The organism is Plantibacter sp. LMC-P-059a (assembly GCF_030209505.1).
Lineage (GTDB): Bacteria > Actinomycetota > Actinomycetes > Actinomycetales > Microbacteriaceae > Plantibacter.
The window spans coordinates 251,995-278,510 of record NZ_JARVRZ010000003.1 but is presented as its reverse complement, the minus strand read 5'-3'; the positions used below and the strand labels follow the sequence as shown (position 1 = coordinate 278,510).

The 26,516-nt window shown below is 71.5% G+C and carries 22 protein-coding genes; 12 read left to right on the top strand and 10 right to left on the bottom strand.

Going from position 1 to position 26,516, the window contains the following annotated elements; all coding sequences use genetic code 11:
- The first annotated feature begins 13 nt into the window (after nucleotides 1–13).
- On the top strand, nucleotides 14–682 hold the full coding sequence (locus tag QRN27_RS08555; protein WP_285041758.1) for a 4'-phosphopantetheinyl transferase family protein: 669 nt from the start codon (nucleotides 14–16) through the stop codon (nucleotides 680–682).
- A 7-nt stretch (nucleotides 683–689) separates the two neighbouring features.
- On the opposite strand, the gene QRN27_RS08550 is transcribed toward QRN27_RS08555, so the two are convergent.
- A complete protein-coding gene (locus QRN27_RS08550; protein ID WP_285041756.1) occupies nucleotides 690–2,024 on the bottom strand; it encodes a M1 family metallopeptidase in 1,335 nt (444 codons plus the stop codon).
- A complete protein-coding gene (locus tag QRN27_RS08545) occupies nucleotides 2,024–6,031 on the bottom strand; it encodes a Pls/PosA family non-ribosomal peptide synthetase (RefSeq protein WP_285041754.1) in 4,008 nt (1,335 codons plus the stop codon). Before QRN27_RS08545 ends, QRN27_RS08550 begins: the two co-directional genes overlap by 1 nt.
- Before the next feature lie 149 nt (nucleotides 6,032–6,180).
- Here QRN27_RS08545 and QRN27_RS08540 point away from each other — a divergent pair, with 149 nt between their 5' ends.
- Nucleotides 6,181–7,524, top strand: coding sequence for an aminotransferase class III-fold pyridoxal phosphate-dependent enzyme (locus tag QRN27_RS08540; RefSeq protein ID WP_285041752.1), 1,344 nt, complete (start codon nucleotides 6,181–6,183; stop codon nucleotides 7,522–7,524).
- Nucleotides 7,525–7,545: 21 nt separating this feature from the next.
- On the opposite strand, the gene QRN27_RS08535 is transcribed toward QRN27_RS08540, so the two are convergent.
- The gene (locus QRN27_RS08535) at nucleotides 7,546–8,376 is read right to left on the bottom strand and encodes a DUF3097 domain-containing protein (protein ID WP_285041749.1); all 831 of its coding nucleotides are present in this window, start codon (nucleotides 8,374–8,376) and stop codon (nucleotides 7,546–7,548) included.
- Between the two features lie 72 nt (nucleotides 8,377–8,448).
- Nucleotides 8,449–9,195, bottom strand: a complete 747-nt coding sequence (locus QRN27_RS08530; protein WP_285041747.1) for a gamma-glutamyl-gamma-aminobutyrate hydrolase family protein — start codon at nucleotides 9,193–9,195, stop codon at nucleotides 8,449–8,451.
- A gap of 248 nt (nucleotides 9,196–9,443) precedes the next feature.
- On the opposite strand from QRN27_RS08530, the gene QRN27_RS08525 reads away from it, so the two are divergent.
- From QRN27_RS08525 to QRN27_RS08505, 5 genes are all read left to right on the top strand, one after another.
- Nucleotides 9,444–11,540, top strand: coding sequence for a TPM domain-containing protein (locus QRN27_RS08525; RefSeq protein WP_285041745.1), 2,097 nt, complete (start codon nucleotides 9,444–9,446; stop codon nucleotides 11,538–11,540).
- A gap of 76 nt (nucleotides 11,541–11,616) precedes the next feature.
- Complete coding sequence (locus tag QRN27_RS08520; RefSeq protein ID WP_056012508.1) at nucleotides 11,617–12,390, top strand: PspA/IM30 family protein; 774 nt, start codon at nucleotides 11,617–11,619, stop codon at nucleotides 12,388–12,390.
- Nucleotides 12,391–12,475: 85 nt separating this feature from the next.
- Nucleotides 12,476–13,336 (top strand): arginase family protein, encoded by an 861-nt coding sequence (locus QRN27_RS08515; RefSeq protein ID WP_285041743.1) that lies wholly within the window; start codon nucleotides 12,476–12,478, stop codon nucleotides 13,334–13,336.
- On the top strand, nucleotides 13,333–14,748 hold the full coding sequence (locus tag QRN27_RS08510) for a dihydrolipoyl dehydrogenase family protein (protein WP_285041741.1): 1,416 nt from the start codon (nucleotides 13,333–13,335) through the stop codon (nucleotides 14,746–14,748). The genes QRN27_RS08515 and QRN27_RS08510 overlap by 4 nt, the downstream gene beginning before the upstream one ends.
- Nucleotides 14,745–15,152 carry a Fe-S oxidoreductase gene (locus QRN27_RS08505; RefSeq protein ID WP_285041739.1) on the top strand — a complete coding sequence of 136 codons (408 nt, stop codon included), beginning with the start codon at nucleotides 14,745–14,747 and terminating at the stop codon, nucleotides 15,150–15,152. Before QRN27_RS08510 ends, QRN27_RS08505 begins: the two co-directional genes overlap by 4 nt.
- Nucleotides 15,153–15,178: 26 nt before the next feature.
- Here the strand turns inward: QRN27_RS08505 and QRN27_RS08500 are convergent, their stop codons facing one another.
- Nucleotides 15,179–15,634 (bottom strand): SIP domain-containing protein, encoded by a 456-nt coding sequence (locus QRN27_RS08500; protein WP_285041737.1) that lies wholly within the window; start codon nucleotides 15,632–15,634, stop codon nucleotides 15,179–15,181.
- A gap of 273 nt (nucleotides 15,635–15,907) precedes the next feature.
- Between QRN27_RS08500 and QRN27_RS08495 the strand changes: the two genes are divergently transcribed.
- The 5 genes from QRN27_RS08495 to QRN27_RS08475 are packed head-to-tail and all read left to right on the top strand — an operon-like array spanning nucleotide 15,908 to nucleotide 20,843.
- The gene (locus tag QRN27_RS08495) at nucleotides 15,908–17,416 is read left to right on the top strand and encodes an ABC transporter substrate-binding protein (protein WP_285041735.1); all 1,509 of its coding nucleotides are present in this window, start codon (nucleotides 15,908–15,910) and stop codon (nucleotides 17,414–17,416) included.
- Nucleotides 17,413–18,372 (top strand): ABC transporter permease, encoded by a 960-nt coding sequence (locus tag QRN27_RS08490; RefSeq protein ID WP_285041733.1) that lies wholly within the window; start codon nucleotides 17,413–17,415, stop codon nucleotides 18,370–18,372. Before QRN27_RS08495 ends, QRN27_RS08490 begins: the two co-directional genes overlap by 4 nt.
- The gene (locus QRN27_RS08485) at nucleotides 18,369–19,280 is read left to right on the top strand and encodes an ABC transporter permease (RefSeq protein ID WP_285041730.1); all 912 of its coding nucleotides are present in this window, start codon (nucleotides 18,369–18,371) and stop codon (nucleotides 19,278–19,280) included. Before QRN27_RS08490 ends, QRN27_RS08485 begins: the two co-directional genes overlap by 4 nt.
- Nucleotides 19,277–20,065 (top strand): ATP-binding cassette domain-containing protein, encoded by a 789-nt coding sequence (locus QRN27_RS08480; RefSeq protein ID WP_056012528.1) that lies wholly within the window; start codon nucleotides 19,277–19,279, stop codon nucleotides 20,063–20,065. Before QRN27_RS08485 ends, QRN27_RS08480 begins: the two co-directional genes overlap by 4 nt.
- Nucleotides 20,058–20,843, top strand: coding sequence for an ABC transporter ATP-binding protein (locus QRN27_RS08475; RefSeq protein ID WP_285041728.1), 786 nt, complete (start codon nucleotides 20,058–20,060; stop codon nucleotides 20,841–20,843). The genes QRN27_RS08480 and QRN27_RS08475 overlap by 8 nt, the downstream gene beginning before the upstream one ends.
- Before the next feature lie 91 nt (nucleotides 20,844–20,934).
- On the opposite strand, the gene QRN27_RS08470 is transcribed toward QRN27_RS08475, so the two are convergent.
- The 5 genes from QRN27_RS08470 to QRN27_RS08450 all read right to left on the bottom strand — a co-directional run bounded on the left by QRN27_RS08470 (nucleotide 20,935) and on the right by QRN27_RS08450 (nucleotide 26,491).
- Complete coding sequence (locus QRN27_RS08470; protein ID WP_285041726.1) at nucleotides 20,935–21,888, bottom strand: oxygenase MpaB family protein; 954 nt, start codon at nucleotides 21,886–21,888, stop codon at nucleotides 20,935–20,937.
- Nucleotides 21,889–22,018: 130 nt separating this feature from the next.
- Entirely contained in the window at nucleotides 22,019–22,819 is an 801-nt protein-coding gene (locus QRN27_RS08465; RefSeq protein WP_502929495.1) for a class I SAM-dependent methyltransferase, read from the bottom strand.
- Nucleotides 22,816–24,534, bottom strand: a complete 1,719-nt coding sequence (locus tag QRN27_RS08460) for a dipeptide ABC transporter ATP-binding protein (RefSeq protein WP_285041724.1) — start codon at nucleotides 24,532–24,534, stop codon at nucleotides 22,816–22,818. The genes QRN27_RS08465 and QRN27_RS08460 overlap by 4 nt, the downstream gene beginning before the upstream one ends.
- A complete protein-coding gene (locus QRN27_RS08455; RefSeq protein WP_285041723.1) occupies nucleotides 24,531–25,403 on the bottom strand; it encodes an ABC transporter permease in 873 nt (290 codons plus the stop codon). The genes QRN27_RS08460 and QRN27_RS08455 overlap by 4 nt, the downstream gene beginning before the upstream one ends.
- Entirely contained in the window at nucleotides 25,400–26,491 is a 1,092-nt protein-coding gene (locus QRN27_RS08450; RefSeq protein WP_285041722.1) for an ABC transporter permease, read from the bottom strand. Before QRN27_RS08450 ends, QRN27_RS08455 begins: the two co-directional genes overlap by 4 nt.
- Between the last annotated feature and the right edge of the window lie 25 nt (nucleotides 26,492–26,516).

Below are 26,516 nucleotides of genomic sequence, written 5' to 3'. Positions count from 1 at the left end.
CGATACTGGACGCATGTCGCGACCGAGCCGCCACCCGCAGCCCACGGTCCGACTCCTCACCTGGGCTCGCGCGGACGAGCTCGACCTCGACGGCACCGCCGACCGCCTCGACGCCCGCGCCAGGGACCGCCTCGAAGCGTCGTCCGAGGCCGAGGCCCGCCGCTTCCTGTTCGGTCGCGCACTCCTCGTGCGCACCGTCGCCGAGACCACCGGCGCGGACGCCCCGCAGATCACGGTGACCGCCCGCTGCCCGGACTGCGGCCTCGCCCACGGACGCCCGCAGGTGCTCGTCGACGGCGGGATCGTCCACGCGAGCGTCTCGCATACCGACAACGCCTCGGCGGTCGCGGTGTCGGTCACGCACGCCGCCGGCGTCGACGTCGAACGACTCGATGCGGCACGGTTCGCCGGCGTCGAGAACGTCGCCCTCTCCCCCACGGAACGGGAGCGGTGGCGCCGGTTGCCGGCGCGACGACGACTGCGGTCCCTCGCCGAACACTGGACGGCGAAGGAGGCGGTGACGAAGGCGCTCGGCACCGGACTCACGACCGATCCGGCCACGATCGAGCTCGCCGGCCACGCCGGAGTGACGGTCGCCGAGATCGCGGGACGTCGCTTCGTCGTCGACCATCCGGTCCTCGCTCCGGACACCGTGATGGCGACGGCCCTCCTGCTCGCCTGACCCGGGCTCAGCGGGCGGGGAACGGCGGCAGCGCCTCGCGGAACAGCCAGGCCTCGATCAGCGATTCGATCGGCTCCGGCGCATGGCGGTCGGCGGTGCGCACGAAGTCCTCGGTCGACACGGTGGCGAACCGGAAGGTCGCCACCCAATCCCGGAGGAGGTCGAAGAAGGCGTCGTCGCCGAGGAGCAGCCGGACGGCGTGGAGCGTGATGGCGCCGCGCTTGTACACGCGGTCGTCGAACATGTCGGCAGGGCCGGGGTCGCCGACGACGATGTCCTGCGGCGCACGACGGAGCGCCGCGTAGTGGGCCCTGGCGCACGCATCCGCCGTCTCGGCGCCCGACTGCTCCGACCACAGCCACTCGGCGTAACAGGCGAACCCCTCATGGAGCCAGATGTCGCGCCAGGCGCCGATCGTCAGGCTGTTGCCGAACCACTGGTGCGCGAGCTCATGGGCGATCAACCGTCCTGCCCCACCGACACCGTCGACGTGGTTGCGTCCGAACACGCTCAGCCCCTGCGCTTCGAGCGGGATCTCCAGCTCGTCGTCGGTGACGACCACCCCGTAGCTGTCGAAGGGGTAGGGCCCGAAGGCGCGCTCGAAGCAGGCGAGCATGTCGACCTGCTCGGCGAAGTCGTGGCGGAAGTCGGCGGTGAGGTCGCGCGGGAGGTGTGCGACGACCGGCACGGCTGAGGCCGCCACCCGGGCGTCGACGGTGAGGCGGTGGTAGCGTCCGATCTGCACGGTCGCGAGGTAGGCCGCCATCGGCTCGCGCTGCTCGTAGACCCAGGTCGTCCGACTCGCTCGCGCCGTCCGCGAGACGAGCTCGCCCGGGGCGACGACGGTGTACGCCGAGGCCGCGGTGACACTGATGCGGTAGGCCGCCTTGTCGGAGGGGTGGTCGTTGCACGGGAACCAGCTCGATGCACCGCAGGGCTGCGAGGCCACGATCACGCCGTCCTCGAGTTCCTCCCAGCCGATCTCGCCCCAGTGGCTGCGGACCGGACGAGGTGTCCCGCTATAGCGGACGAGGACGGTGAACTCGGCTCCGGCGGCGATCGGCGTCCGCGGGGTGAGGGTCAGTTTCCCCGAGCCGTGGGTGCGCTTCGCATCGACGCCGTCCACCTGGGCGCGAGTGACGCGCAATGCCGCGAGGTCCAGGGAGAAGCGGGTCAGCTCCTCCGTCGCGACCACCGTCAGGCGTGCCGTCGCGCTCAAGCCGTTGCGATCGATCGCGTAGTCGAGGTCGAGCTCGTACCGGACGACGTGGTAGCCGCGGTTGCCGCTCGTCGGCGTGTAGGGATCGCCTGCGCTGCGCAGGCGGGCGAGCGCCTCCCCCATCAGGACGCGACCTGGGGCTCCCGGTACTCCGCCGTCGTCACCTCGCGCCACGGGCCGATCGGGTTGCCGCTCCACCGGGTGCCGGCGGGGACGCGTTCGCCGCGCATCACGAGGGAGGCGGGGCCGACGGTCGCGTCGTCGTCGATCCGGGCTCCGGGGAGGATGACGCTGTGCGGTCCGAGCGTGGCGCCCGCAGCGAGTTCGACCTGATCCATACTCATGATTCGATCATGGAACAGGTGTGTTTGCACAACGCAGCCCCGGTTGACCGTCGCTCCGTCGCCCAGCTCGACCAGGTCGGCCTCCGGAAGCCAGTAGCTCTCGCACCAGACGCCGCGACCGATCCGTGCGCCCAATGACCGCAACCACCAGGTCAGGGCGGGCGTACCGGTGGCGGGTGCGGCGAACCACGGCGCCGCGACCATCTCGACGAAGGTGTCCGACACCTCGTTGCGCCAGATGAACGACGACCACAGCGGGTGCTCCCCGGCACGGATCGGCCCGACGATGAGCCACTTGGCGACGGTCGTGATGCCGGCCGCCACCGCGCCGGCCGCGAGGAGGACGGCGCCGCTGACGGCGACCGCCACGCCGAGGCCCCAGGTGTCGGCGAACCAGGCGAGGGTGAGCAGGACGAGCAGGGCGATGGCCGTCGTCACCATGACCGGGACGATGCGACAGACCTCCCAGAGGGAGCGCGCGATGCGGAGCCGCAGCGGCGGCGCGTAGGTGCGGTCGAGGTCCGCGTCGGACACCTGCCTGCGGAGTCGCATCGGCGGACTGCCGAGCCACGACGACCCGGACTTCGCCTTCCGCGGAGCGGCCGACAGCACCGCGACGAGGCCGTTCTTCGGGACGTGCATGCCGGGGCCCGCCATCCCGGAGTTGCCGAGGAACGCGCGCTTCCCGACGGAAGCGCCCGCGATCCGCATCCATCCACCACCGAGTTCGTAGGACGCCACCATCGTGTCGTCCGCGAGGAACGCGCCGTCACCCACGGTTGTCATGCGCGGCAGGAGGAGGACCGTCGACGCCTCGACGTTCTTGCCGACCTTCGCGCCGAGCAGACGCAGCCACACGGGCGTGAAGAGGCTCGCGTAGATGGGGAAGAGCAGGGTGCGGGCGGCGTCGAGCAGGCGCTCGGTGGCCCACACCTGCCAACCGACACGACTGCGCACGGGGAAGTAGCCCTCCCGCAGCCCGACGCCGAGCAGACGGACCAGGCCGATCGTGCTGATCGCGAGGACGAGGAACCACACGATCGTCGCGACCGGCACCCAGAGGAGCGCGCGCCAGGAGAACTCGACGAGGGACCCGGCGCCGGCGGCTCCGGCGGCCACGACCGCGGCGGCGAGCACGAAGGCGAGGAAGGGCAGGACCGAGAGGAGCGCCGAGCCGACACCGTAGGCGAACAACCAACGCCGCCGCCTGGGCGGGCGCTCGGTGGGCCAGACGGGCTTCGCCTTGCCGACGCGGACGGCGGGTGAACCGGACCACAGGTGACCGGACGGCACCCGACCGAACACCGACGATCCCGGCGCGATCTCGGCGCGCTTGCCGATCCGTGTGCCGGCGAGCAGGGTGCTGCGAGCGCCGACCGTGCTCTCCGCACCGATGTGGACGTGGCCGAGTCGGAGCGTGTCGCCGTCGACCCAGTACCCGCGGAGGTCCACCTCGGGCTCGATCGAGGCGCGGGCTCCCACGGTCAGGAAGCCGGTGACGGGCGGAACGCTGTGCAGGTCGGCGTCGGGGCCGATCTTCGCGCCCAGGGCCCTCGCGTAGTGCGAGATCCAGGGGGCGCCGGCGAGGCTAACCGCACCGACCGTGTCAGCGACGCGTTCGGCGAGCCAGAGCCGGACGTGGACCGAACCGCCGCGTGGGTAGTCGCCCGGTCGCACGCCGGCGAGCAGCAGCCGCGAGGCGACGACCGAGATCGCCATCCGTCCGATGGGCGTGATGACGAGGAGGAATCCGAGCGCGATCCACCACCACGAGACCATCGGCAGGTAGGGCACGTCGGCCACGAGGCCGAGCACGCGGCTGCCGGCGAGGAGGTACACGAGCCACCGGAGGCCTACGAGGATGAGCAGCGGGATCCCGAGCAGGGTCTGCGCCCACTGGGTCGTGAGTGGGGTGGGACGGACGGGGTCGGCCGCTGCGGCGCGGGTGCGGCGCTCGGGGCGACGTCCGTCGAGTTCCGCGGCCATGGCGCCGAGTCTCGGGTGGCCGTAGATGTCGGCGACGGTGAACTCCGCGTCCCTCGTGCGGATGAGCGAGACCAGCTGCGCGGCGGCCAGGCTGCCGCCGCCGAGGCTGAAGAAGTTGTCACCCTCCGCCGTGACGCGGACGCCGAGCACGGCCGTCCACTGTTCGGCGAGCCAGGCGGCCGTGCCCGACAGGGTCGAGGCGTCCTCACCGTCGGTCCCGCCGAGCGGCCACGGCAGTGCCGACCGGTCGACCTTGCCCGAGGTGCGCGTCGGCAGCTCGGACACGACCGCCAGCAGGGGTACGAGCGGTGCGGGGAGCTGCTCGCGAAGGACACCCAGCGCGTCGTCCAGGGAGAAGGCGTCGCCGTCGGGGACCGCGAGATACCCCACGAGGACCGGGTTGCCGGCCGCGGTGCGCTGGACGGCCGCGGCGGCTCCCGAGACACCGGGCAGTGCCTGCAGGGCGGCCTCGATCTCACCGAGCTCGACGCGACGGCCGCCGATCTTGACCTGGTCGTCCGCGCGTCCCTGGAAGACGAGCCCCGCGGCCTCGAAGCGGACGAGGTCGCCGCTGCGGTAGGCCCGGTGCCACCCGAGGCTCGGCATGGGCGCGTACCGTTCGGCGTCCTTGACGGGGTCGAGGTACCTGGCGAGACCGACGCCGCCGATGATGAGCTCACCGACGCCACCCTCCTCCACCGGTACCCCGTCCGCGTCGACCACGGCGAGGTCCCAACCGTCGAGCGGGAGGCCGATCCGCACGGGCTGCTCCCCCGTGAGGAGCGCCGCGCAGGCGACGACCGTGGCCTCCGTCGGGCCGTACGTGTTCCAGACCTCGCGTCCGTCGACGGCCAATCGGGCGGCGAGCTCCGGCGGGCAGGCCTCGCCGCCGAAGATGAGCATGCGGATGTTCTCGAGCGACTCCGCCGGCCACATGGCCGCGAGCGTGGGCACGGTGGACACCACGGTGATGCCCTTCGCGGTGAGCCAGGGACCGAGGTCCATGCCACTGCGGACGAGCGACCGCGGTGCGGGAACGAGGCAGGCACCGTGGCCCCAGGCGAGCCACATCTCCTCGCACGAGGCGTCGAAGGCCACCGAGAGGCCGGCGAGCACGCGGTCGCCCGGGCCGAGGGGCTCGGCCTGCAGGAAGAGTCGGGCCTCGGCGTCGACGAACGCCGCGGCGGACCGGTGGGACACGGCGACGCCCTTCGGTGTCCCCGTCGATCCCGAGGTGAAGATGATCCAGGAGTCGTCGTCGAGCCGAGGAGCGTCGAGGATCGGGATCGCCCGGGTCGCCGGGTGCGGTGTCCCCTCGGTGGCGAGCCGGACCGGTTCGCCCGCGGTCTCATCGTCTGCTCCCCCGGCCTCGGCCGGCGCTCCCAGGCGCCGGAAGACGCCACCGTCCTCGAGGACGCCGACCACGGCCGCCTCACCGAACACGAGGCGGGCGCGCTCCTCCGGGTCGTCGGCGTCGACGGGCACGTACGCGGCTCCCGCGAACAGGATGCCGAGGATGCCGAGGTACAGCTCACGCGAGCCCGATGCGATCCGCACCCCCACCCGGTCCCCGCGGCGGACACCGGTGGCGAGCAGGGCTGCCGCGAGGCGCTCGGCGCTCACGATGAGTTCGCGGTAGCTGAGCGCGCCCGCAGCGTCCTCGAGCGCGGAGGCCTCCGGATGTGCCACGGCGACGGCACGCAGGACGTCGATCAGGGTGCGTTCGGCGGGCGCACGTCCGCCGCCGAGCAGCGTCGGCTGCCGCTCTGCGAGCAGGGCGGTGGTGGTCTCAGCGTCCATGCGCGATCCTCTGTCGTCCGGCCATCAGCGCCGCCAACGCTAGGGAGCGCAGGTGGACGGCCGGTGAACCCCAGTCAACCGCGAGGTGTCGCGGGCGCGACGGCGACGCACCGCACGCCCGGGGGAAGCTCGGCGCAGACGCGCCTACCATGGCCTGCATGACCATCGAATACTCCGTGCCCCAGGAACGTCAGCTCGTGACCGCCATCCCCGGTCCCCGATCGCTCGCCCTCACGGAACGGCGCCGCACGGCAGTGTCGCGCGGCGCGGGCAACCTCGCCCCGGTGTGGATGGACCACGGCTCCGGCGGCATCCTCGTGGACGTCGACGGCAACCGCATCATCGACCTCGGCACGGGCATCGGGGTCACGACCATCGGGCACGCCAACCCCGACGTCGCCGCGGCCGCCGCCGAACAGGCCACGAAGCTCACGCACACGCTCTTCACGGTGACGCCGTACGAGAACTACCTGCGGGTGGCGGAGAAGCTCGCCGAGATCACGCCCGGCGACTTCGAGAAGCACTCGATCCTCTTGAACTCCGGGGCCGAGGCGGTGGAGAACGCCGTCAAGATCGCGAAGAAGTACACGGGCCGCCGCGCGATCGTCGCGCTCGACCACGCCTTCCACGGCCGGACGAACCTCACCATGGCGATGACCTACCGCCCCGCCCCCGAGCGGCTCGGCTTCGGTCCGTTCCCCGGTGAGATCTACAGCGTCCCGCTGTCCTACCCCTTCCGCGACGGGCTCACCGGCCCGGAAGCCGCCGAGGTGACGATCGACTACATCGAACGACACATCGGCGCGAGCGAGGTCGCCGCGTTCTTCGCCGAACCGGTCCTCGGCGACGGCGGCATCGTGATCCCCGCCCCCGGCTACTTCTCGCGCATCAGCGAGTGGTGCACCGAGAACGGGATCGTGTTCGTCGCCGACGAGATCCAGGCCGGCATCGGTCGGACGGGTGCCTGGTACTCGATCGAGCACCACGGCGTCGTCCCCGACCTCATCACGAGCGCCAAGGGCATCGCCGGCGGCTTCCCGCTCTCGGCGGTCACGGGTCGAGCCGAGATCATGGACTCGGTGCAGCCCGGTGGCATCGGCGGCACCTTCGGCGGCAACCCGGTGTCGACCGCCGCGGCGCTCGCCACCTTCGAGGTGATCGAACGGGAGGACCTGCTGGGTGAGGCGCGTCGCGTGGGGGCCACGCTGCAGTCGCTCATGGGCGACTGGGCCGATCGGTTCGACATCGTCGGCGAGGTCCGGATCATCGGCGCGATGGCCGGCGTCGAACTCGTCGTCCCCGGCACGAAGCAGCCGCACCCCACGGCACTGCAGACGATCATCGACGCGGCGATCGCGCAGGGCGTGCTCGTCCTCGACGCCGGGTCGTGGGACTCGGTGCTCCGGCTGCTCCCGAGCGCGGTCATGTCCGACGAGCTGCTGCGCGACGCGGTCTCGGTCCTCGAGGACGCGCTGGCACAGGTCACGTCCTAGCGGACCGGCCGGGCGGGCGGCTCAGTCGACGGTGACGAAGTCGATGAGCTGCTCGACCCGGCCGAGCAGCTCGGGCTCGAGGTCGTTGAACGTCCGGACCTGACCGAGGATGCGCTTCCAGGCGCGGGCGATGTCGGCCTGCGTGTCGTGGGGCCAACCGAAGGCCTGGCAGATCCCCTTCTTCCACTCGATCGACCGCGGGATGGTCGGCCACTCCTGCAAGCCGACCCTGGCGGGCTTCACGGCCTGCCAGACGTCGACGTAGGGGTGGCCGACGATCAGGACGTTCCGACCGTTCGGCCCGGCCATGACCGCATCGGCGATGCGCTGCTCCTTCGAGCCGCGGACCAGGTGGTCGACGAGCACCCCGACGCGCCGGTCGGGGCCCGGCCGGAACTCGGCGAGCGCGGCGTCGAGGTGGTCGACGCCGGCGAGGTACTCCACGACGACGCCCTCGACGCGGAGGTCGTCGCCCCAGACCCGCTCGACGAGTTCCGCGTCGTGCCGTCCCTCGACGAAGATCCGGCTCGCGCGAGCCACCCGGGCGGTGGTCTCCACGGCGAAGGACCCGGACGCCGTCCGGGCGCGACCGGCGGGGGCACGTTTGGGCACGACGAGGACGACCGGCTCCCCCTCGAGGAGGAACCCGGCGCCCATGGGGAACACGCGACGTTTGCCCCGGTAGTCCTCGAGCTCCACCGTCTTCGCCTCGACGCGCGTGATCGCACCGCAGAAGCCGCCGAGCTCCTCGACGACGAGATCGGTCACGGCCTCGACCTCTCGGGCGACCACCCGGTTCTTCTTCCGCCAGTCACCCGCGAGGACGTCCTGGCCATACCTGTCTTCGAACACCTGTCAACGCTACGACAGCGCGGTGCACAAGCCAGGAGCGCTCCGGCGTGGCGTCGGGCGCCTGTCGCCCGGTCAGGCCGCTGCGCGCTCCGCCTCGCGGGCGAGGCCGCCGAGCAGCAGCTCGAGCTGGTCGTCGACGGTGCCCGGGTCCTCCGGGTGCCACTGCACGCCCGTGATGGGCAGCGTGTGGTGCTCGATCGCCTCGACCGTGCCGTCGGAGGACCAGGCGACCGCCCGGAGCCCCTCGCCGAGTTCGCCGACTGCCTGGTGGTGGGCGCTCTGCACCTGGAGGTGCCGGGCACGCAGTCGGAACGCGAGGGCGCTCGACGGGTCGAGCTCGACCTCGTGGGGCGTCATGCTCTGATCGACCGGGACGCCGTCGTTGCGGTGGGCGCTGTGCGCGCCGAGGTCCTGGACGAGGGTGCCGCCGAGGGCGACGTTGATGATCTGGTGTCCGCGGCAGATGCCGAGGAGCGGCGTACCGCGTTCCGCGGCGCGCCGCGCGACGGCGAGCTGCGCGCGGTCCGCCTCCGGGAAGTGCTGGCCCTCGGCGCGGTAGCCGGCGGCACCCCCGTAATGGATGGGGTCGATGTCGGCCCCGCCCATGAGGACGACGGCCGAGGCACCGTCGGTCGCGGCGAGGAGCGCCTCGGTGCCGAGGTCCTCCGCGGCCCACCGCGTCACCCGCCACCCGGCCCGTTCGGCCGCCGCGATGGTGCGACCGAGAAGGATCTGCACGTACTCGTGATACGCCTGGTCGTCTTCGCGGAACCTGGTGACCTCGACGAGCGCCAGCATGGGTGAGACGTGTCCTTGCATGATGCTCCTTCCAGGGGTTCCGCGACGGGGACGCCACCAGTCTCGCCGCGCCGATCCGCGGACGCGACCGGAGGCGTCACGGTCGGTAACAGAGTGACGACGTCCGAGGTGTCAGCGCCGCATAGCACAGCTCGCAGCCAGCTCCCCTGCCCACAGGCGCCGGTAGAGAAGTGCTGGTCCCGGACCTAGACTCGGACCCGAGCCGCGGGGTGGGGCTCGACGGGTCCGAACGAGTGACGAGGTGGCCGATGCGGGTTCGCTGGGCGGTATCGATCTGGGCGTTCTGCCTGGCCGTGCTCCTCGGCGCGGGAGCGACAGCAGCCTGGGCGGAGAGCCCCGTGGACCTCGGAGCCGGACGCGTCTCGGACAGCGCCGGCGTCCTGAACGCCGCCCAGGTCTCCGAGATCACGGCGGCGGTCGACGACCTCTCCTCGGAGCACGGTGTCGACCTCTGGGTCGTGTACGTCCCGACCTTCACGGATCCGAGCGACGCTGAGGGATGGGCGAACAGGACGGCTGAGGACAACAACCTCGGACCGAACCAGTACCTCCTGGCCGTCGCGACGGAGGGGCGCGCCTACTACCTCTCCGGCGACTCCAGCGGTCCGGTCAGCGGCGACCAGCTCACCGAGATCGAGCAGCAGCTCATCCTGCCGCAGCTGCGTGACGAGGACTGGGCCGGCGCCGGCGTCGCGGCCGCCCAGGGCCTCGGATCCGCAGTGGGCGGCGGGTCCACCGGCTCCTCCGGGACCGACGGTGGCGGCTCGGCCGGATGGCTGACCATCCTGCTGATCGTGGTCGTGGCGGTCGTGGCCGTCGTCCTCTTGGTCGTCTTCCTCCGTCGGCGGCGCGTCACGGCCGGCCAGGGTCCGGCCCCGGCCGGGCGGGCGGGCGCACCGGTCGATCCGCTGACGACCACCCCGATCCCCGAACTCGAGCGACTCGCCGGAAGCGCCCTCGTCCAGACCGACGACGCCGTCCGCACGAGCGAGGAGGAGCTCGGCTTCGCGACCGCCTCCTACGGCGAGCAGGCCACGGCGGCGTTCACCGCAGCCCTCGCCGGAGCGAAGGAGCAGCTCACGCAGGCGTTCGCACTCCGGCAACGGCTCGACGACGCCGAACCGGACACCGAGCAGCAGCAGCGCGACTGGAACATCGAGATCATCCGGCGCTGTGAGCACGCGAACCACGTGCTCGACGAGCAGGCCGCCTCCTTCGACGAGCTCCGCGCCCTCGAGCGGAACGCGCCGGCGGCCGTCGAGGAGCTCCGAGCGAGGACGGCAGCCGCGGAGCCAGCGGTGCAGACGGCTCGGGAGACGGTGACCGCCCTGCAGGCGAGGTACACCCCCGACGCGCTCATCACGGTCCTCGACAACCCGTCGGAGGCGGCGGAGCGCCTCACCTTCGCCACGGCGGCCGTCGCCGACGCCTCGGCCAGGCTCGCCGCCGGCGATTCGGGCGAGGCGGCCGTCGGCATCCGCGCAGCGGAGGAGGCACTCGACCAGAGCACGCAACTGACCGGTGCCGTCAAGCGCCTGCAGGCGGATCTGACGGCCGCGGAACAGCAGGTGGCCGCCCGGATCGCCGAGCTCGACGGCGACGTCGCCGCCGCGGCAGGCCAGGCGGATCCGACCGGAGGCCTCGCGGCGGCCGTCGCGAGCACGTCGGCCACGGTCGCCCAGGTGCGCACCGCGCTCGGCGCCGCGAACAACCCGATCGCCCTGCTCGCCCGGCTGGACGCGGCGAACGCCCAGATCGACGGTGCCCTGCAGGAGGTCCGCACCGCCGCGGAGCAGCTGCAGCGCGCGGTCGCCGCACTCGGCCAGACGCTCCAGACCGCGCAGGCACAGGTGTCCGCCGCGGAGGACTTCGTCGTGTCGCGACGCGGCGCCGTCGGGCCGGAGGCGAGGACCCGTCTCGCCGAGGCCGGCCGCACCCTCGTGCAGGCGCAAGGCCTCGCCCCGAACGACCCGACGCAGGCGCTCTCGCTCGCCCAGCGCGCCACCTCGCTCGCCGGCCAAGCCGTGCAGCTCGCCCAGGCCGACGTCGGACAGTTCCAGAACCAGTCGGCCGGCGGCCTCGACGGGATGTTCGGCGGCGGCGGTCAGGGCGGCGGCAACGGCATGCTCGGCGCCGTCCTCGGCGGCATCCTCATCAACTCCGTCCTCGGCGGGGGCGGAGGCGGCGGTTCGCACTCCGGCGGCGGCATGTTCGGCGGCGGTGGTGGCGGCAGCCGGTCCCGGAGTGGCGGCGGCATGTTCGGCGGCGGCGGCGGTCGCTCACGCAGCGCCGGCAGCTTCGGCGGCGGTGGCACCCGCTCGAGGCGCGGCGGCGGCCGATTCTGAGCCCGCGCCGCCGTCAGACCCCAGTGTCCGAGACGAACCCAACCGATCCAGCAGGACCAGAGAGAGGAACCACACCATGGCAGAGAAGCAGTCCATCTTCGGACGCATCGCCCAGCTGACCAAGGCCAACATCAACGCGCTGCTCGACTCCGCCGAGGACCCGCAGAAGATGCTCGACCAGATGGTCCGTGATTATACGAACTCCATCGCCGACGCCGAGAGCGCGATCGCCGAGACCATCGGCAACCTCCGCCTCCTCGAGCAGGACCACCAGCAGGACGTCGAAGCGGCCTCGGAGTGGGGCACGAAGGCGCTGGCCGCGAGCCGCAAGGCCGACGAGTACCGCCAGGCCGGCAACAGCGCCGACGCGGACAAGTTCGACAACCTCGCGAAGATCGCCCTCCAGCGTCAGATCGGCGCGGAGAACGAGGCCAAGCAGGCCGAGCCGCAGCTCGCGTCGCAGACGAAGGTCGTGGAGCAGCTCAAGAACGGCCTCAACGGCATGAAGTCGAAGCTCGAGCAGCTGAAGACGAAGCGCAGCGAGCTCGTCGCCCGCGCGAAGACCGCCGAGGCGCAGCGCAAGGTCGCGGATGCGGTCGGCAGCATCGACATCATGGACCCGACGAGCGACCTGAGCCGCTACGAGGACAAGATCCGTCGCGAGGAGGCGAAGGTGCTCGGGCAGCAGGAGCTCGCCGCCTCGAGCCTCGACGCGCAGTTCAACGACCTCGAGGACCTGGGCGAGCTGACCGAGGTCGAAGCCCGCTTGGCCGCACTGAAGAGCGGCGCTCCGTCGTCACCCGCGATCGAGTCCTCGGGCCCCGAGTTCACGCCGAACGCCGGTCGGTAACGACGACCCGACGGGTCCCCGGGGCCACCCGGGGCCCGTCGCCATCGCCCCACGCACCGTCGCACCACCCCCAGGAAGGCACCGCATGACGCAGTTCGTCGTCGTACCCCAGTGGCAGGGCTCCGGTTCGTCCAGGGCCATGCAGTTGATCGATGGAGCCGAAGCGATCCGCGGAGACCTGCCGGTCGCGGCGACCACCCTCGTCCATGTCCCCGCCGAGGCGGGAGAGGCCCTCGACACCGGCATCCGGCGGGCCAGTTCGCTGGCGACGACCGTCGGCCTCCAGCGGCAGGCGCTCGCGGGGATCGACGAGCCGGTCATCACCATCGGCGGGGACTGCGGCGTCGAACTCGCCTCCGTCGGCGAAGCCCTCCGGCGCGACCCCGGGATCGCGGTGGTCTGGTTCGATGCGCACGGCGACCTCAACACCCCGCTCAGCTCACCCTCCGGCGCGTTCAGCGGCATGGTGACGCGGGCGCTCACCGGCGAAGGCGCGGCGATGCTGTTGCCCGAGGCACCGCTCGACCCCGAGCGGCTGGTCCTCGTCGGCGTGCGGGATCTCGACGACGGTGAGCTCGCGCACATCGAGGAGCGCGGCATCCCGATGGTCTCCTCGGTGATGACGAGCGCGGCCGAGGTCGTCGCGGCCGTCGAGGCGACCGGCGCCGAACGGGTCTACCTCCACGTGGACGTCGACGTCCTCGACCCCTCCGTCATCGCCGGCGTCAGCTCGGCCGTCCCGTTCGGCCTGGAGCTCGGCACCCTGATGGAGTGCATCACCGCCCTCCGCGCCCGCTTCGGCTTCGCCGGCGCCGGCGTCACCGGCTTCTCCCCGGCCACCCCGGAGGCCGCGTCCGACGACCTCGGCACCATCCTCCGCATCATCGGCGCGGTCAGCCGCGACCCGAACCCGAACCGCACCAACCCGACAGGAGTCACCCCATGAGCCGTACCGTCGATCTCGTCGTCATCGGAGCCGGACCCGTCGGCGAGAACGTCGCCGACTACGCCCACCGCGGCGGGCTCAGCGTGGTCGTCGTCGAGAGCGAACTGGTCGGGGGTGAGTGCTCCTACTGGGCTTGTATGCCCTCGAAGGCACTCATCCGCTCGGGGGCGGCACTCCGAGCCGCGAAGCGCACCGGTGGGTCCATCCCCGAGGACACCGCACTCGACCCGCTCAAGGTCCTCGCACGCCGCGACTCGTTCACGAGCGACTGGTCGGACGCGGGTCAGGTCGAGTGGCTCGAGGGGGCCGGCATCGAGCTGGTCCGCGGGCACGGCCGCCTCACCGGTGAGCGCGAGGTCACCGTGACGGCCGCCGACGGCACGACGACCGTCCTCTCGGCGACCCACGCCGTCGCCGTCTGCACCGGATCCGCCGCCCTCCTCCCCGACATCGCGGGACTGGCCGAGGTGCGCCCCTGGACGAGCCGTGAGGCGACCAGCGTGCAGGCCCTGCCGAGCTCCGTCGCGTTCCTCGGGGGCGGGGTCGTGGCCGTCGAACTCGCGACCGCCTACCGCTCGCTGGGGGTCGACGTCACGCTCGTCGCCCGCAGCGGTCTGCTCGGCGCAAACGAACCCTTCGCCGGGGAGCTCGTCGAATCGTCCCTCCGTGAGCTCGGGGTGACGATCGTGCACGCCTCCCCCACCGCCGTGTCGCGGGCCGACGGCGGTGCCGTGACGCTCGACTTCGACGACCACGATGCCGTGACCGCCGACGAACTCGTCGTCGCCACCGGCCGGACGCCGCGGACGGACGATCTCGGACTCGAGACCGTGGGGCTGGAACCCGGCGCATGGATCGACGTCGACGACCAGCTCCGGGTGCCGGGCAGCGACTGGCTGTACGCCGTCGGCGACGTGAACCACCGGGCGCTCCTGACGCACCAGGGCAAGTACCAGGCACGCGCAGCCGGTGCGGTCATCGCCGCGCGGGCGAACGGCGAGGACGTCGACACCAGCCCGTGGAGCGACCACGCGGCGACCGCCGACCACCGCGCCGTGCCGCAGGTCGTCTTCTCCGAGCCCGAGGTCGCCGCCGTCGGGCTGACGGCCAAGCAGGCCGAGCAGGCGGGGATCGACCACCGGGTCGTCGACTACGACCTCGGTGGCATCGCAGGCTCGAGCCTCCACGCCGACGGCTACACCGGGCAGGCGAGGATGGTCGTCGACGAGGAGCGCGGCGTGATCGTGGGGATGACCTTCGTGGGCCAGGACGTGGCCGAACTCGTCCATGCGGCGACCATCGCCGTCGTGGGCGAGGTGCCGTTGCACCGGCTCTGGCACGCCGTGCCGTCCTACCCGACGATGAGCGAGATCTGGTTGCGGCTCCTCGAGACCTACCGGAGCGGTGCATGACCGATCGGCCGGGAGACACGCCGCGGAGCAGGCGGTCCGGAGGACCGTGGCTCGACTCGCCCGTGAGCCGCATCGGGTACTGGTACGCCACGCTCACGGGCCTCGTGTGGGGCGCGATCTGGAGCACCGGTCCCGTGGAACGACGAGGCGGGATGATCGTCTTCCGCGGCATGCCCTCGTGGACCTTCGGGCGCGGCGGATCCTGCGTCGGCGGGGTGTATCTCACGGACCGGAACGTGTCGACGCGCGTCCTGGAGCACGAGGCGGTGCACAAGCGTCAGTGGCAGCGCTACGGCATGCTCTTCCCGCTCATGTACGGCATCGCCGGGCGTGACCCGTTGCGGAACCGGTTCGAGATCGAAGCCGGCCTCGAGGCCGGCGGATACCTGCCGAAGCGTCGCTGAGCCCCGCGTCGTCGCGGCGGAGCCGGTCAGTGCGAGGCGCGCTCCTCCGAGCGGCGACGCAGGCGTGCGTCCATGCCGGCCAGGGTCATGCGGAGGTCGTTGCGGAGACCCGTGAGGTGCTCCGTCTCGCCGCCGATCCACACGTGGTATTCGGCCGACTCGTGGCCCTCGACGTCGAGCATCTCGCTCGCCCAGGCCCGGGTGGCGCGCGCAGCCGCCTGGCCACGGGCGCAGCTCGCACCGGTTCCCGGCTCACCGGAACGGACCGCGCGGACGAGCCAGGTCACGACGACGCGGCCGGGTGACTGGAGGGTGGCGATGGAGGCGGCGTCGTCGACCTCGACGAACACCTGGCCACGGGCGCAGATCGGCAGGAGGGCGAGCACTTCGGACAGCTCTCCGATGGACGACTCGTCGCCCGCCAGCAGCACGTGCCGCGCGTCGGCGACGGCGAATTCCGCCGGATCCTCGAAATAGCTCACGCGATCAGTATAGGCATGCCTAAGCTCACTTCCGTCCCGTCCGAGGCGGATTCCGAGCCGGCGGAGGACATCACGATCCGATCACTCTGTGACGCCCGTCGACCACCTGGCTGGCACCCCCTCACTGACCCGGGTACGCTCGCTGGAGCCCCAGCGAAGCGGCTTTTCCGGACGCGGTCCACTATCCGTCCGGCCGACGCGGGAATCCCCGCTGCCCGGAACCGGTTGTGCGTCTCAGATGCCTGCCACCCTGCATCCCCCGAAAGGACCACCATGCGTCATCGTCAGCTGCGTCGTCAGCTCCTCACCGCCGCGATCGCGGTCACCGGCGCCGCGCTCGTCCTCACCGGTTGCGCCGGCCCCGCCGCCACACCGACGCCCGACGCCGACGCCAGCCTGCGGGTCGGGCTCGTCCTCGAGCCCTCGGACCTCAACATCCGCACCACCTCGGGCGCCGCGCTCGACCAGATCCTCATCGACAACGTCTACCAGGGGCTCGTCTCGCGCACCGAGGACAACCAGATCGTCGACACGCTCGCGAAGAGCCACGAGATCAGTCCCGACGGCCTCACCTACACCTTCGTCCTGCGCGACGGCGTGACCTTCCACGATGGCGCGACGATGACCGCGGCCGACGTCGTGAACTCCATCACCCAGGTGCAGCAGGACCCGTCCTTCGTCGACAACGTGGCGCTGCAGAAGCTCGCCACGGTCACCGCCGTCGACGACACGACCGTGCAGCTGCAGCTCACCTCCCCCGACTCCAACCTGCTCTGGACCCTGACCGGTCGTGCAGGACTCGTCCTCCAGTCCGGTGCCGACAACGACCTGTCGACCACCGCGAACGGCACCGGCCCGTTCACCCTGAAGACCTGGAAGCAGGGTGACAGCATCACCTTCGAGCGGTACGACGACTACTGGGGTGACGCCCCCAAGGTCAAGGAGGTCGTCTTCAGCTACATCCCCGACGCCGCCTCCGCCGTGAACGCGACCCTCGCCGGCGAGCTCGACGTGCAGACCGCGCTCGACGCGAACCTCAAGGACCAGATCACCCGCGCCGAGGGGTTCACGGTCACCGAGGGCAAGACGACCGACAAGTACACCCTCGCCTTCAACAACCAGCGCGCACCGCTCAACGACCCCCTGGTCCGCCAGGCCCTCCGCACGGCCATCGACCACGCGGCCATCGTCGAAGCCGTCGGCGGCGCCGCCGTCGAACAGTACGGGCCGATCCCGGAGCTCGACCCCGGGTACGAGAACCTCAAGGAGCTCGTTGACTACGACCCCGAGCAGGCGAAGGCGCTCCTCGCCCAGGCCGGCCAGGAGAACCTGTCGCTGACGCTCACGATCCCGAGCTTCTACGGCACCTCCGTCGCCAACGTCCTCGTCTCCGAGTTCAAGGCCATCGGCGTCACCCTCACGGTGAACAGCGTCGAGTTCCCCACCTGGCTGAACGACGTCTACACGAACAAGGACTACGACCTCAGCTACGTGAACCACGTCGAGGCACGCGACTTCCAGAACTGGGCGAACCCGAACTACTACTTCGGCTACGACAACGCGCAGGTCCAGTCGCTCTATGCTGAATCCGTAGCGGCGACCGATCCGGCCGTCGCAGCCCAGAAGCTCAAGGAGGCGGCGTACCTCGTGTCCAAGGACAACGCCGCCGACTGGCTCTACACCGCGATCACCCTCACGGTGGTGCGCGACGGCGTGACCGGCTTCCCCGTGGACTCGGTCAACTCGCGCATCAACCTGGCGAAGGTCGCCGTGACCGGGTGACCCGGTTCCTCCTGACGAGGCTCGTGCTCCTCCTCGTCGGGCTCCTCGCCGCCAGCGCCCTGATCTTCTTCACCATCAGGGTGCTCCCGGGCGACGTCGCCCAGGTCATCGCCGGGACCGATGCGACCCCCGAGGCGGTCGCCGCGATCCGCGACCGGTTGGGACTCGGGCAGCCCGTGCTCCTCCAATACCTGGACTGGATCGGCGGTCTGCTCCGCGGCGACCTCGGGAACTCCCTCGTCACGGGCACCCCCGTCGCGAGTGAGCTCGCCGAGAAGGCGCAGGTCACGGTGCCGCTCGGACTCATGGCCCTCGTCATCGCCCTCGCGTTCAGTGTGCCGCTCGGCGTGCTGGCGGCGGTGCGACGCACGCGCGCGACCGGCACGATCATCTCCTTCGCCTCCCAGGGGCTAGCCGCCGTGCCGGTCGTCTGGGCCGGCATGATGCTCGTGCTCCTGTTCGCGGTCGTCCTCGGTTGGTTGCCCGCGCAGGGCTTCCCCCGTGCCGGCTGGAACGACCCGCTGGCGGCCATCCGTTCCCTCCTCCTCCCCGCCCTCACCATCGGCGCCGTCGAGGGCGCCGTCCTGCTGCGCTTCGTCCGGTCCGCCGCGCTCGACGCCATCGGCCAGGACTACGTCCGGACGGCGGCGGCGAAGGGGCTGACCCGCTCGCAGGCGCTCGTCCGCCACGGGCTGCCGAACGTCGCCCTCTCGGTCGTCACCGTGCTCGGGCTCCAGATCGCCGGTCTCATCGTCGGGAGCGTCATCATCGAACAGCTCTTCACCCTGCCGGGGATCGGCCGCATGCTCGTCGCGGACGTCGGCAACCGCGACCTCGTGAAGGTCCAGGGTGAGCTCCTCGTACTCACGGGCGTGGTCCTCGTGATCGGCGCCGTCGTGGACGTCGTCCATCGGCTGGCCGACCCGCGGCTCCGGGAACGGGAGCGGGCCGCATGACCGCCCGTCAGGCCGAGCGGTCGCGTCGCGCCGGTGCGAGCGGACTCCGCGCCCTCCTGGGCAGCCCGGCCGGCCTGTTCGGTCTCGCGGTCGTCGCCCTGCTCCTCGTGAGCGCCGGCGTCTCCTTCCTCTGGACGCCGCACGACCCCCAGCTCACCGACCCGTTCTCGAAATGGCTGTCCCCGTCGCCCACCCATCTCCTCGGGACGGACGAGGTCGGGCGGGACATCTTCAGCCTGCTCCTCGTCGGTGCCCGCGTCACCGTGGCCGTGGCGATCGGTTCCGCCGTGGTGTCGACCGTCATCGGGGTCGCGCTCGCCGCTCTCGGCTCGTTGACACGGCGGTGGGTGCGGGAGACCGTGGCCGTCCTCATCGACATCCTCATCGCGTTCCCGACGCTGCTCATCGCCATGATGATCGCCTCCGTGTTCGGCGGCTCACTGTGGGTCGTCGTCTGGGCCGTCGGCATCAGCTTCGGGGTGAACATCGCCCGGGTCACCCGCCCCGAGATCCGCCGCGTCTCGAACAGCGAGTACGTGCTCGCGGGGAAGGCCGCAGGACTCGGCCCGTTCCGGAACCTCACCCGCCACCTCCTCCCGAACGTCGCGCCGGTGTTCATCGTGCAGTTGTCCTGGTCGATGGCGGTCGCGGTCCTGGCCGAGGCGGGCCTCTCCTACCTCGGGTACGGTGCGCCCTCCAGCGTCCCGTCCTGGGGGCGCATGCTCAGCGAGCTGCAGACCTACCTCGCGGTGCACCCCCTGTCCGTGCTGTGGCCGGGGCTCGCCATCACGATCACCGTCCTCGGTCTCAACCTCCTGGGCGACGCCCTGCGCGACGCGACCGATCCGACCCTCGGCCGGCGTGGGCCGGCTTCGACGCCCACCTCACCGCAGGGGGTGACCGCATGAGTCTCGACGTCGAGGACCTCGTCATCACGCTCGGTGGCCGCCGCGTCGTCGACGGGGTCGGGTTCAGCGTGCCGGACGGTGCCCGCTTCGGCATCATCGGCGAGTCCGGGTCGGGGAAGTCGTTGACCGCGCTCGCGATCCTCGGCCTGCTCCCCGACGGCGCGACGGTGAGCGGCAGCATCCGGTGGCAGGGCGAGGAACTCGTCGGCCGCGACGACCGCGAGCTCGCGAGGATCCGCGGCCGGGAGATCGGCATCGTGTTCCAGGAGCCGCGGACGGCGCTCAATCCGATCCGGACGATCGGACGGCAGATCGGCGAACCACTCCGCATCCACGAGGGCGTGTCGAAACGGGAGGCGCTCGCCCGAGCCGTCGACCTCGCCGCACGGGTGCGACTGCCCGAGCCCGAGCGCATCGTCCGCCGTTACCCGCATCAGCTCTCCGGCGGGCAACGGCAGCGGGTCGCAGCGGCCATCGCCCTCGCCTGCGGTCCGTCGCTGCTCATCGCGGACGAACCGACCACGGCGCTCGACGTCACGATCCAGTCGGAGATCCTCGGCCTCTTCGAGCGCCTCGTGAGCGAGACGGGTGCGTCACTCGTCTTCATCACGCACGACCTCGCCGTCCTGTCCCGGATCGCGAGTGAGGCCGTGGTGCTCGCGCAGGGGAAGGTCGTCGAGGCAGGACCCGTCGCGCGCCTGCTGTCTGCTCCGGAATCGCCCGTGACGCAGCGACTCCTGGCGGCCGCGAAGACGATGAGCTGGAAGGGCGAGGACGATGACTGAGCCGCTGCTGCGCGCCCAGGGTGTCGGCCGGGTGTACACGAACCCGCGGGAATCCCTCTTCCAGCGCCCCAGCCGCACGGTCGCGCTCCACCCGAGCGACCTCGTCGTCGCTCCCGGGGAGGCGGTCGGGATCATCGGTGAGTCCGGGTCGGGGAAGTCGACGCTCGTCCGGCTCCTCCTCGCGCTCGACACCCCGACCTCTGGCTCGGTCGAGTTCGACGGACGCCCGGTGAGCGCCACGGCGAGCGCCCGCAGCCTGCACTGGTTCCGGCGGCAGACCGGTGTGGTGTTCCAGGACCCCTACGCCTCCCTCGATCCGCGGATGCGGGTGGGCCGGATCGTCGCCGAACCGCTCGAGGCGCTCGGGATCGACGGCGATCACCGTTCCCGGGTCGGCGAGGTGCTGCGCCTGGTCGGGCTCGATGCGGACGCCGCCGACCGCTTCCCCCACGAGTTCTCGGGTGGGCAACGGCAACGCATCGCCCTCTCCCGCGCCATCGTGCACCGCCCGCGGCTGCTCGTCGGCGACGAACCGCTGAGTGCGCTCGACGTCACCGTCCGCGCGCAGATCCTCGATCTGCTCGGCGGGCTCCGCCAGGAGCTCGGCCTGGCGATCGTGCTCGTCTCGCACGACATCGGCGTGGTGCAGCATCTCTGCGACCGGGTGGTCGTCATGCGCGACGGGGCGATCGTCGAGGAGGGTCCCGTGTCACGAGTCCTCAGTCGGCCCTCGCACCCCTACACGACGCAGCTGCTCGCCTCGGTCCCCCGTCTCTGACGCCGTCCCGGTCCTGAGCAGCCGCCCCGGTCCCTGAGCCGCCGTCCCGGTCCCTGAGCCCCATCCCGGTCCCTGAGCCTGTCGAAGGGCGTCAGGCGGACGGGTCGGCCAGTCGACGGTGGCGGCGCAGGGCCGCGCGCTGGCTGGGTGACTCGCCGTGAAGCACGAGGCCGACGACCCAGAGGACGACTCTCGTCGCGGTCACGACCGGCAGCGGGATCGGGCCGAGGTGCGCCTTCCGGAGCCCGAGGATCCGGCGGTACTCGGGCGGGAGCGTCGCCACCGCTCCGGCGAAGAGGATCGAGTACGCGGGGAGCAGCGAGCGGTCGAGCGGCGGCCGACGGAGGAACGCCAGGGTCTCATCCACCCGCGGTCCGCCGGTGAGTTCACCCCGGTCGAGATACCCGCGCAACTGTCGGGCCAGCTCGGCCTCGGAGCGCGGCGGGTCGACGACCCCCATCAGCTCGCCCGCGAGTGCCCAGTCGGCCACGTAGGCGTCCGCGCCACCCGGGATCGGGCCGCCCCAGGTCTGCCGCACGCTCAGGAACGCGTCGGTGAACGCCAGGTGGACCCACCGCAGGAGGTCCGGGTCGTTGGCCGCGTACGGGCGCGTCGCCCCGTGGGCGTCCAGGTACTCGCCGACGACGCGTTCGTGGAGCTTCAGGACGTAGTCGCTCGTCCGCCTGGCCGTGCCGCGGTCGCCGTAGGTGACGGTGAAGATCCAGCGGATGGTCCCGTCGAGCCGCCCGAGCGGATCCTCCCGGTAGCGGGACCAGTCGTGCACCCCGGCCAGGGCTCCCGGGTGGGCCGCCTGCAGGAGCAGGGCCCGGAGGCCGGCGACCATGGTCTCGACGCCACCATGGACGACCCAGGCGGCGGAGCCCGGCGTGAAGTGCCCGGTGTCGGTGCCGTCCTCGAGGTCGAGCGTCCACTGCGGTGGGCGATCCTGCTCCACCGCGAAGACCGCGAGGATCCGCGAGCGGAGCCCGGCGAGGAGCCGGGTGCGTATCCGCGAGACCGGTCGTCGTCCCGTACCGGTATCCACCACCCGATCGTCCTCCACTCGCTGTCACGACGAGCCTATGTCGGGTTCCCGCCGCCCCCACCCGTAGCGCGGATCATCTCCTCCATCCCGGTCCCTGAGCCTGTCGAAGGGCGCCTCGGCAGTGCCCCGGTCACCGGACGGGCTTGCGCGCTTCGATCAGGGTGCGCGAGGAGTGGGCGACGAACGGGCCATCGTGCAGGGAGCGGTGCAGCTCCTGCAGGCGGTCGCGGTATCGAGCGGGCGTGAACCCCGGGACCATCCAGACCACCTTGCGGAGGAACCACACGATCGCGCCGATGTCGTGGAAGGCGATCGGCAGACGTTCCGTCCGCAGCTCGACGACCTCGAGCCCCGCAGCGCGGGCTCCCGCGGCCTCGTCGTCCGGATGCCGACGACGCCGCACGGCCTCTGGCTGCGGGCCGAGGAAGGCCTCGACGAGCTCGAACACGCTCGCCGGTCCGACGTGCTGGGCGAGGTAGCTTCCACCCGGTGCGATCACCCGCGCCACGTCGGTCCAGTCCACCGCGACGGGGTGCCGGCTCGACACGAGCGCGAACGAGTCATCGGCGAACGGCAACGGTGCCCCCTCCACTGTGCGCACGACGACGACACCGCGTGGTTGCAGACGGGCGGCGGCGCGGGCGAGGTTCGGTGGCCAGGACTCGGTGGCGGCGGCGAGCGGTGGCAGTACCGGCGCCGTGTCGAGCACCTCTCCCCCGCCGGTCTCGAGGTCGAGCGAGGACGGGACACCCGCCAAGCGCCGGCCGAGCAATTCGGCGAACCGCCACGACGGACGTTCCTCCGTGGCTCGACCGTCGAGCCACGCGAAGTCCCACCCGTCGACCGAGGCGGCATCAGCCTCGGCGACGAGCTCGTCGAACGAACGCGACATGGTCTGCTCCGCACTCCGCGTGGTGGTCGATGCGCTCACCCGACCGCTTCGAACCGGCTCGGATCGAGGCGCTCGACGTCGAACCGCGGCACCGCGTCGAGCAGCTCGCGGGTGTACGCGTGCTGCGGTCGATCGAGCACAGCGGAGGACGGCCCCGACTCGACGACGCGTCCCTCCGAGAGCACCGTCACCTCATCAGCGATCTGCCGGATGAGGCCGAGATCGTGGGAGATGAACACGTAGCTGAGCGCGTGCTCGTCGCGGAGGTCGAGGAGCAGTTCGACGATCTGCGCCTGCACCGAGACGTCGAGTGCCGAGGTGGGCTCGTCGAGGACGAGGACCGACGGCGCGAGGATGAGCGTCCGCGCGAGCGCCACCCGCTGGCGCTGACCGCCCGAGACCTCCCGGGCACGGCGACCCAGGACGCTCGCCGGCAGGCCGACCTGATCGAGGATCGTCGCGACGCGACGCCGTCGTTCCACCGCGCTCCGCACCCCGTGGATCCGCAGCGGCTCCTCGATGATCTGCCCCACGGTGTACCGCGGATCGACCGCCGAGAGCGGGTTCTGGGCGACCAACTGGAGGTCCCGGGCGAAGGGGTTCGCGACGGCGTGCTCCCGCGGCAGCTCCCGGCCGGCCACCCGCACCGAGCCGTCGTCGAAGGACGTGAGCCCGGCGACGATGCGGGCGAGGGTCGACTTGCCCGACCCCGACTCGCCGACGAGGGCGTGGATCGATCGTGGCCGGAGGACGAGCGAGGCACCGTCGAGCGCGGGCGGCGTCCGCGGCTCGCGTCCGAACCGCTTCGACACGTGCGACACCTCGACCACCGGGGCTGCCGTACCCGTGTCGCCACGCTGCTCCGCCTGCACCTGCTCGGCCGCAGCGCGGATGCGTTCCCGGTAGCGCAGCGGCGAGGACGCGGGCGAGTCCGAGAGCAGCTGGATCGTGTACGGGTCCCGCGGCGTGAGCAGGACCTCCTCGGCAGGGCCCGACTCCCGGACGTTCCCGTCCTGCAGGACGACGATCGCATCGCTGCGCTCCTGGGCGAGGGCCAGGTCGTGGGTGATGAAGAGGATGCCGAGCCCGAGCTCCTCGCGCAGGCCGTCGAGGAGGTCGAGGATGCGCCGCTGGACGGTCACGTCGAGCGCGGAGGTCGGTTCGTCGGCGATGAGCAGCTTCGGCCTCGCGGCGATGGCGATCGCGATGAGGACCCGCTGCAATTGCCCGCCGGAGAGCTCGTGTGGGTACGAGCGCACCCGGCTCGCGGCTTGGCGGATGCCCACGTGCTCCAGGAGCTCGATCACGCGCGCCGGGACCGCCGAGCGCGGGGTGTCGCCCGTCACCTGGACCGCCTGGGCGATCTGCACGCCGATGCGCTGCAGCGGGTCGAGCGACGACAGCGGATCCTGCGGGATGAAGCCGAGCGTCGAGCCCCGTAGCGGCCGCCACTGCTTCCGCGAGAAGTCGGCGACCTCGTGCCCGGCGACCGCGACCCGACCGGCGGTGATCGAGCCGTTCACCGGGAGGAGTCCCGCGACCGCGCGGGCGATCGTGCTCTTCCCCGATCCGGACTGCCCCACGAGCGACACCGTCTCGCCGTGCCCGACCTGGAAGGACACCTGGCGGACGGTGTCGGCAGGCAGCCTCGAACCACGGGTGCGGTACCCGACGGCGAGCCCGTCGACGAGCAACGGCGCTGAAGCCGTGTCGACGACGTGGAGTGCGCTGTGCTGCAGGATTGGCTGGTTCATGCGGTGGTCCTCTCACGGGTGAGCTGGCTGAGACGGCTGATGGCGAGCACGGTGACGGCGATCACGAGGCCAGGGACGACGACGAGCCACGGCGACGACACGACGTACTGTCGCCCCTCGGAGACGAGCAGTCCCCATTCCGGGTCGGGCGGTGGTGCCCCGTATCCGAGGAAGCTGAGTGAGGAGATCCAGATGATCGCGAGGCCGAACTGGAGGGCCGTGAGCGAGAGGACGGCCGAGTAGGAGTTGGGGAAGACGTGCTTCGCGAGGACGTACGCCCGCGACCCGCCGAGGTGGTGACTCGCCTCCACGAACGGGAGGTCCTTCACCGTCAGTACCTCGGAGCGCATGAGGCGGGTGAAGGCGGCGATCGAGGAGATCCCCACGGCGACGGCGGCGTTGAGAGTGCCGAACCCGAGCGCGACGACGACCACCATCGCGAGGAGCAGCCCGGGGATCGAGAGCAGCACGTCGACGATGCGGCTGATGACGGCGTCCACGACACCGCCGAACGAGGCGGCGACGAGGCCGAGGACCGTGCCGGCGCCGAGACCGATGAGGACGGCGACCGCCGAGCCGAGCAGGGTCCGTCCGGTGCCGTGGATCACCCTGGACAGCAGGTCGCGACCGAGCGAGTCGGTCCCGAACCAGTGCGCGAACGATGGTGCGGCGAGCGCGTTCGCATCGTCGGGCTCGAGCGGGTCGTACGGCGCGAGGAGGCCGGGTGCGACGACGGATACGAGGACGAGACCGACGACGACGATCGCCAGGACGTCGGCGACGCCGAGGCGGGCGCGGAGTCGACGGAACGCGTTCGGTTCGCGGTCGGACGCGGTGACGTCGCGGTCCGGTTGGAGTCGGAGGCTCATGCGTCCACGCTCGCTTTCGTCGGGGTACCGCCGGGCACTGTCGTCCCCGAGGCCACCGCTGTCGTGACATCCGGCCTGGCGAGGCGGGAGCGTCGGGACCGTCCCTGCCCGGGTCGGACGATGCGCGGGTCGAGGATCGGGTAGAGGAGGTCGGTCACGAGGTTGATCCCGACGTAGATGGAGGAGATGAGGATGACGACGGCCAGGATCACCGGGGTGTCCTGATCGCGCACGCTCTCGAAGGTGATGAAGCCGAGCCCGGTCCGCGTGAAGACGGCTTCCACGACGACGGCCCCGGCCAGTAGTTCACCGACGACGAGGGCGAGCATCGTGATCGACGGGATCGCCCCGTTCTTCAGCACGTGGCCGAGCGCGATCCGGACCTCACTCGTCCCCTTTGCGCGGAGCACGGTGACGAAGGGTTCGTCCGCGGCCTTCCGGAGCCCCTGGATGAGCACCTGCGTCAACGGACCGTTGACGGCGAGCGCCAGGGTCAGCGCGGGCAGCAGGTAGGAGACGAAGCCTTGGTCGCGCACCGACGACACCCAGCCGAGCTGGAAGGAGAAGATCGCGAGGAGCACGAAGCCGATGAGGAAGCTCGGTGCGGAGATCGAGGCGATGGGCGCCGAGGCGGCGATGCTCCTGATGGCCCTGACGGGCGCGTAGACGGCGGTGAGCGCGGTCGCGAGCGACAACAGGATCGTCACGACGAAGGCGACGCCGGCGAGCACGATCGTGTCCGAGAATCCTTGCGCGACGAGGTCCGACACGGCACGACCGCTGACGAGCGAGTAGCCGAGGTCCCCGTGGAGGAGTCGACCGACCGTCAACGTGAACTGCCCGACCGGCGACAGGTCGAAGTGGTAGTACGCCCGCAGCGCTTCGCCGGCGGCCGGGGGCAGGGGGTTGAGCGGGCTCGTCAGCTTGTTCTCGATCGGGTCGCCGGGCAGGACGAACAGGGTGAAGAAGACGAGCGTGTAGACGAGGGCGATGACGAGCAGCGCTTGGGCGACGCGCCTGACCACGTACTCGCGGTACTGCCGGCGTCGCGTGTCCGCCGCGCTGGCGTTCGGATGCTGAATGGACATGTGGGCCTCCTCTCGGAAGGGACGG

Excerpts from the sequence above, each read along its gene's own strand:
- QRN27_RS08555 (WP_285041758.1), top strand. The coding sequence starts at position 14 with ATGTCGCGACCGAGCCGCCACCCGCAGCCCACGGTCCGACTCCTCACC.
- QRN27_RS08550 (WP_285041756.1), bottom strand. The coding sequence starts at position 2,024 with ATGGGGGAGGCGCTCGCCCGCCTGCGCAGCGCAGGCGATCCCTACACG.
- QRN27_RS08545 (WP_285041754.1), bottom strand. The coding sequence starts at position 6,031 with ATGGACGCTGAGACCACCACCGCCCTGCTCGCAGAGCGGCAGCCGACG.
- QRN27_RS08540 (WP_285041752.1), top strand. The coding sequence starts at position 6,181 with ATGGCCTGCATGACCATCGAATACTCCGTGCCCCAGGAACGTCAGCTC.
- QRN27_RS08530 (WP_285041747.1), bottom strand. The coding sequence starts at position 9,195 with ATGCAAGGACACGTCTCACCCATGCTGGCGCTCGTCGAGGTCACCAGG.
- QRN27_RS08525 (WP_285041745.1), top strand. The coding sequence starts at position 9,444 with ATGCGGGTTCGCTGGGCGGTATCGATCTGGGCGTTCTGCCTGGCCGTG.
- QRN27_RS08520 (WP_056012508.1), top strand. The coding sequence starts at position 11,617 with ATGGCAGAGAAGCAGTCCATCTTCGGACGCATCGCCCAGCTGACCAAG.
- QRN27_RS08515 (WP_285041743.1), top strand. The coding sequence starts at position 12,476 with ATGACGCAGTTCGTCGTCGTACCCCAGTGGCAGGGCTCCGGTTCGTCC.
- QRN27_RS08510 (WP_285041741.1), top strand. The coding sequence starts at position 13,333 with ATGAGCCGTACCGTCGATCTCGTCGTCATCGGAGCCGGACCCGTCGGC.
- QRN27_RS08505 (WP_285041739.1), top strand. The coding sequence starts at position 14,745 with ATGACCGATCGGCCGGGAGACACGCCGCGGAGCAGGCGGTCCGGAGGA.
- QRN27_RS08495 (WP_285041735.1), top strand. The coding sequence starts at position 15,908 with ATGCGTCATCGTCAGCTGCGTCGTCAGCTCCTCACCGCCGCGATCGCG.
- QRN27_RS08485 (WP_285041730.1), top strand. The coding sequence starts at position 18,369 with ATGACCGCCCGTCAGGCCGAGCGGTCGCGTCGCGCCGGTGCGAGCGGA.
- QRN27_RS08480 (WP_056012528.1), top strand. The coding sequence starts at position 19,277 with ATGAGTCTCGACGTCGAGGACCTCGTCATCACGCTCGGTGGCCGCCGC.
- QRN27_RS08475 (WP_285041728.1), top strand. The coding sequence starts at position 20,058 with ATGACTGAGCCGCTGCTGCGCGCCCAGGGTGTCGGCCGGGTGTACACG.
- QRN27_RS08460 (WP_285041724.1), bottom strand. The coding sequence starts at position 24,534 with ATGAACCAGCCAATCCTGCAGCACAGCGCACTCCACGTCGTCGACACG.
- QRN27_RS08455 (WP_285041723.1), bottom strand. The coding sequence starts at position 25,403 with ATGAGCCTCCGACTCCAACCGGACCGCGACGTCACCGCGTCCGACCGC.
- QRN27_RS08450 (WP_285041722.1), bottom strand. The coding sequence starts at position 26,491 with ATGTCCATTCAGCATCCGAACGCCAGCGCGGCGGACACGCGACGCCGG.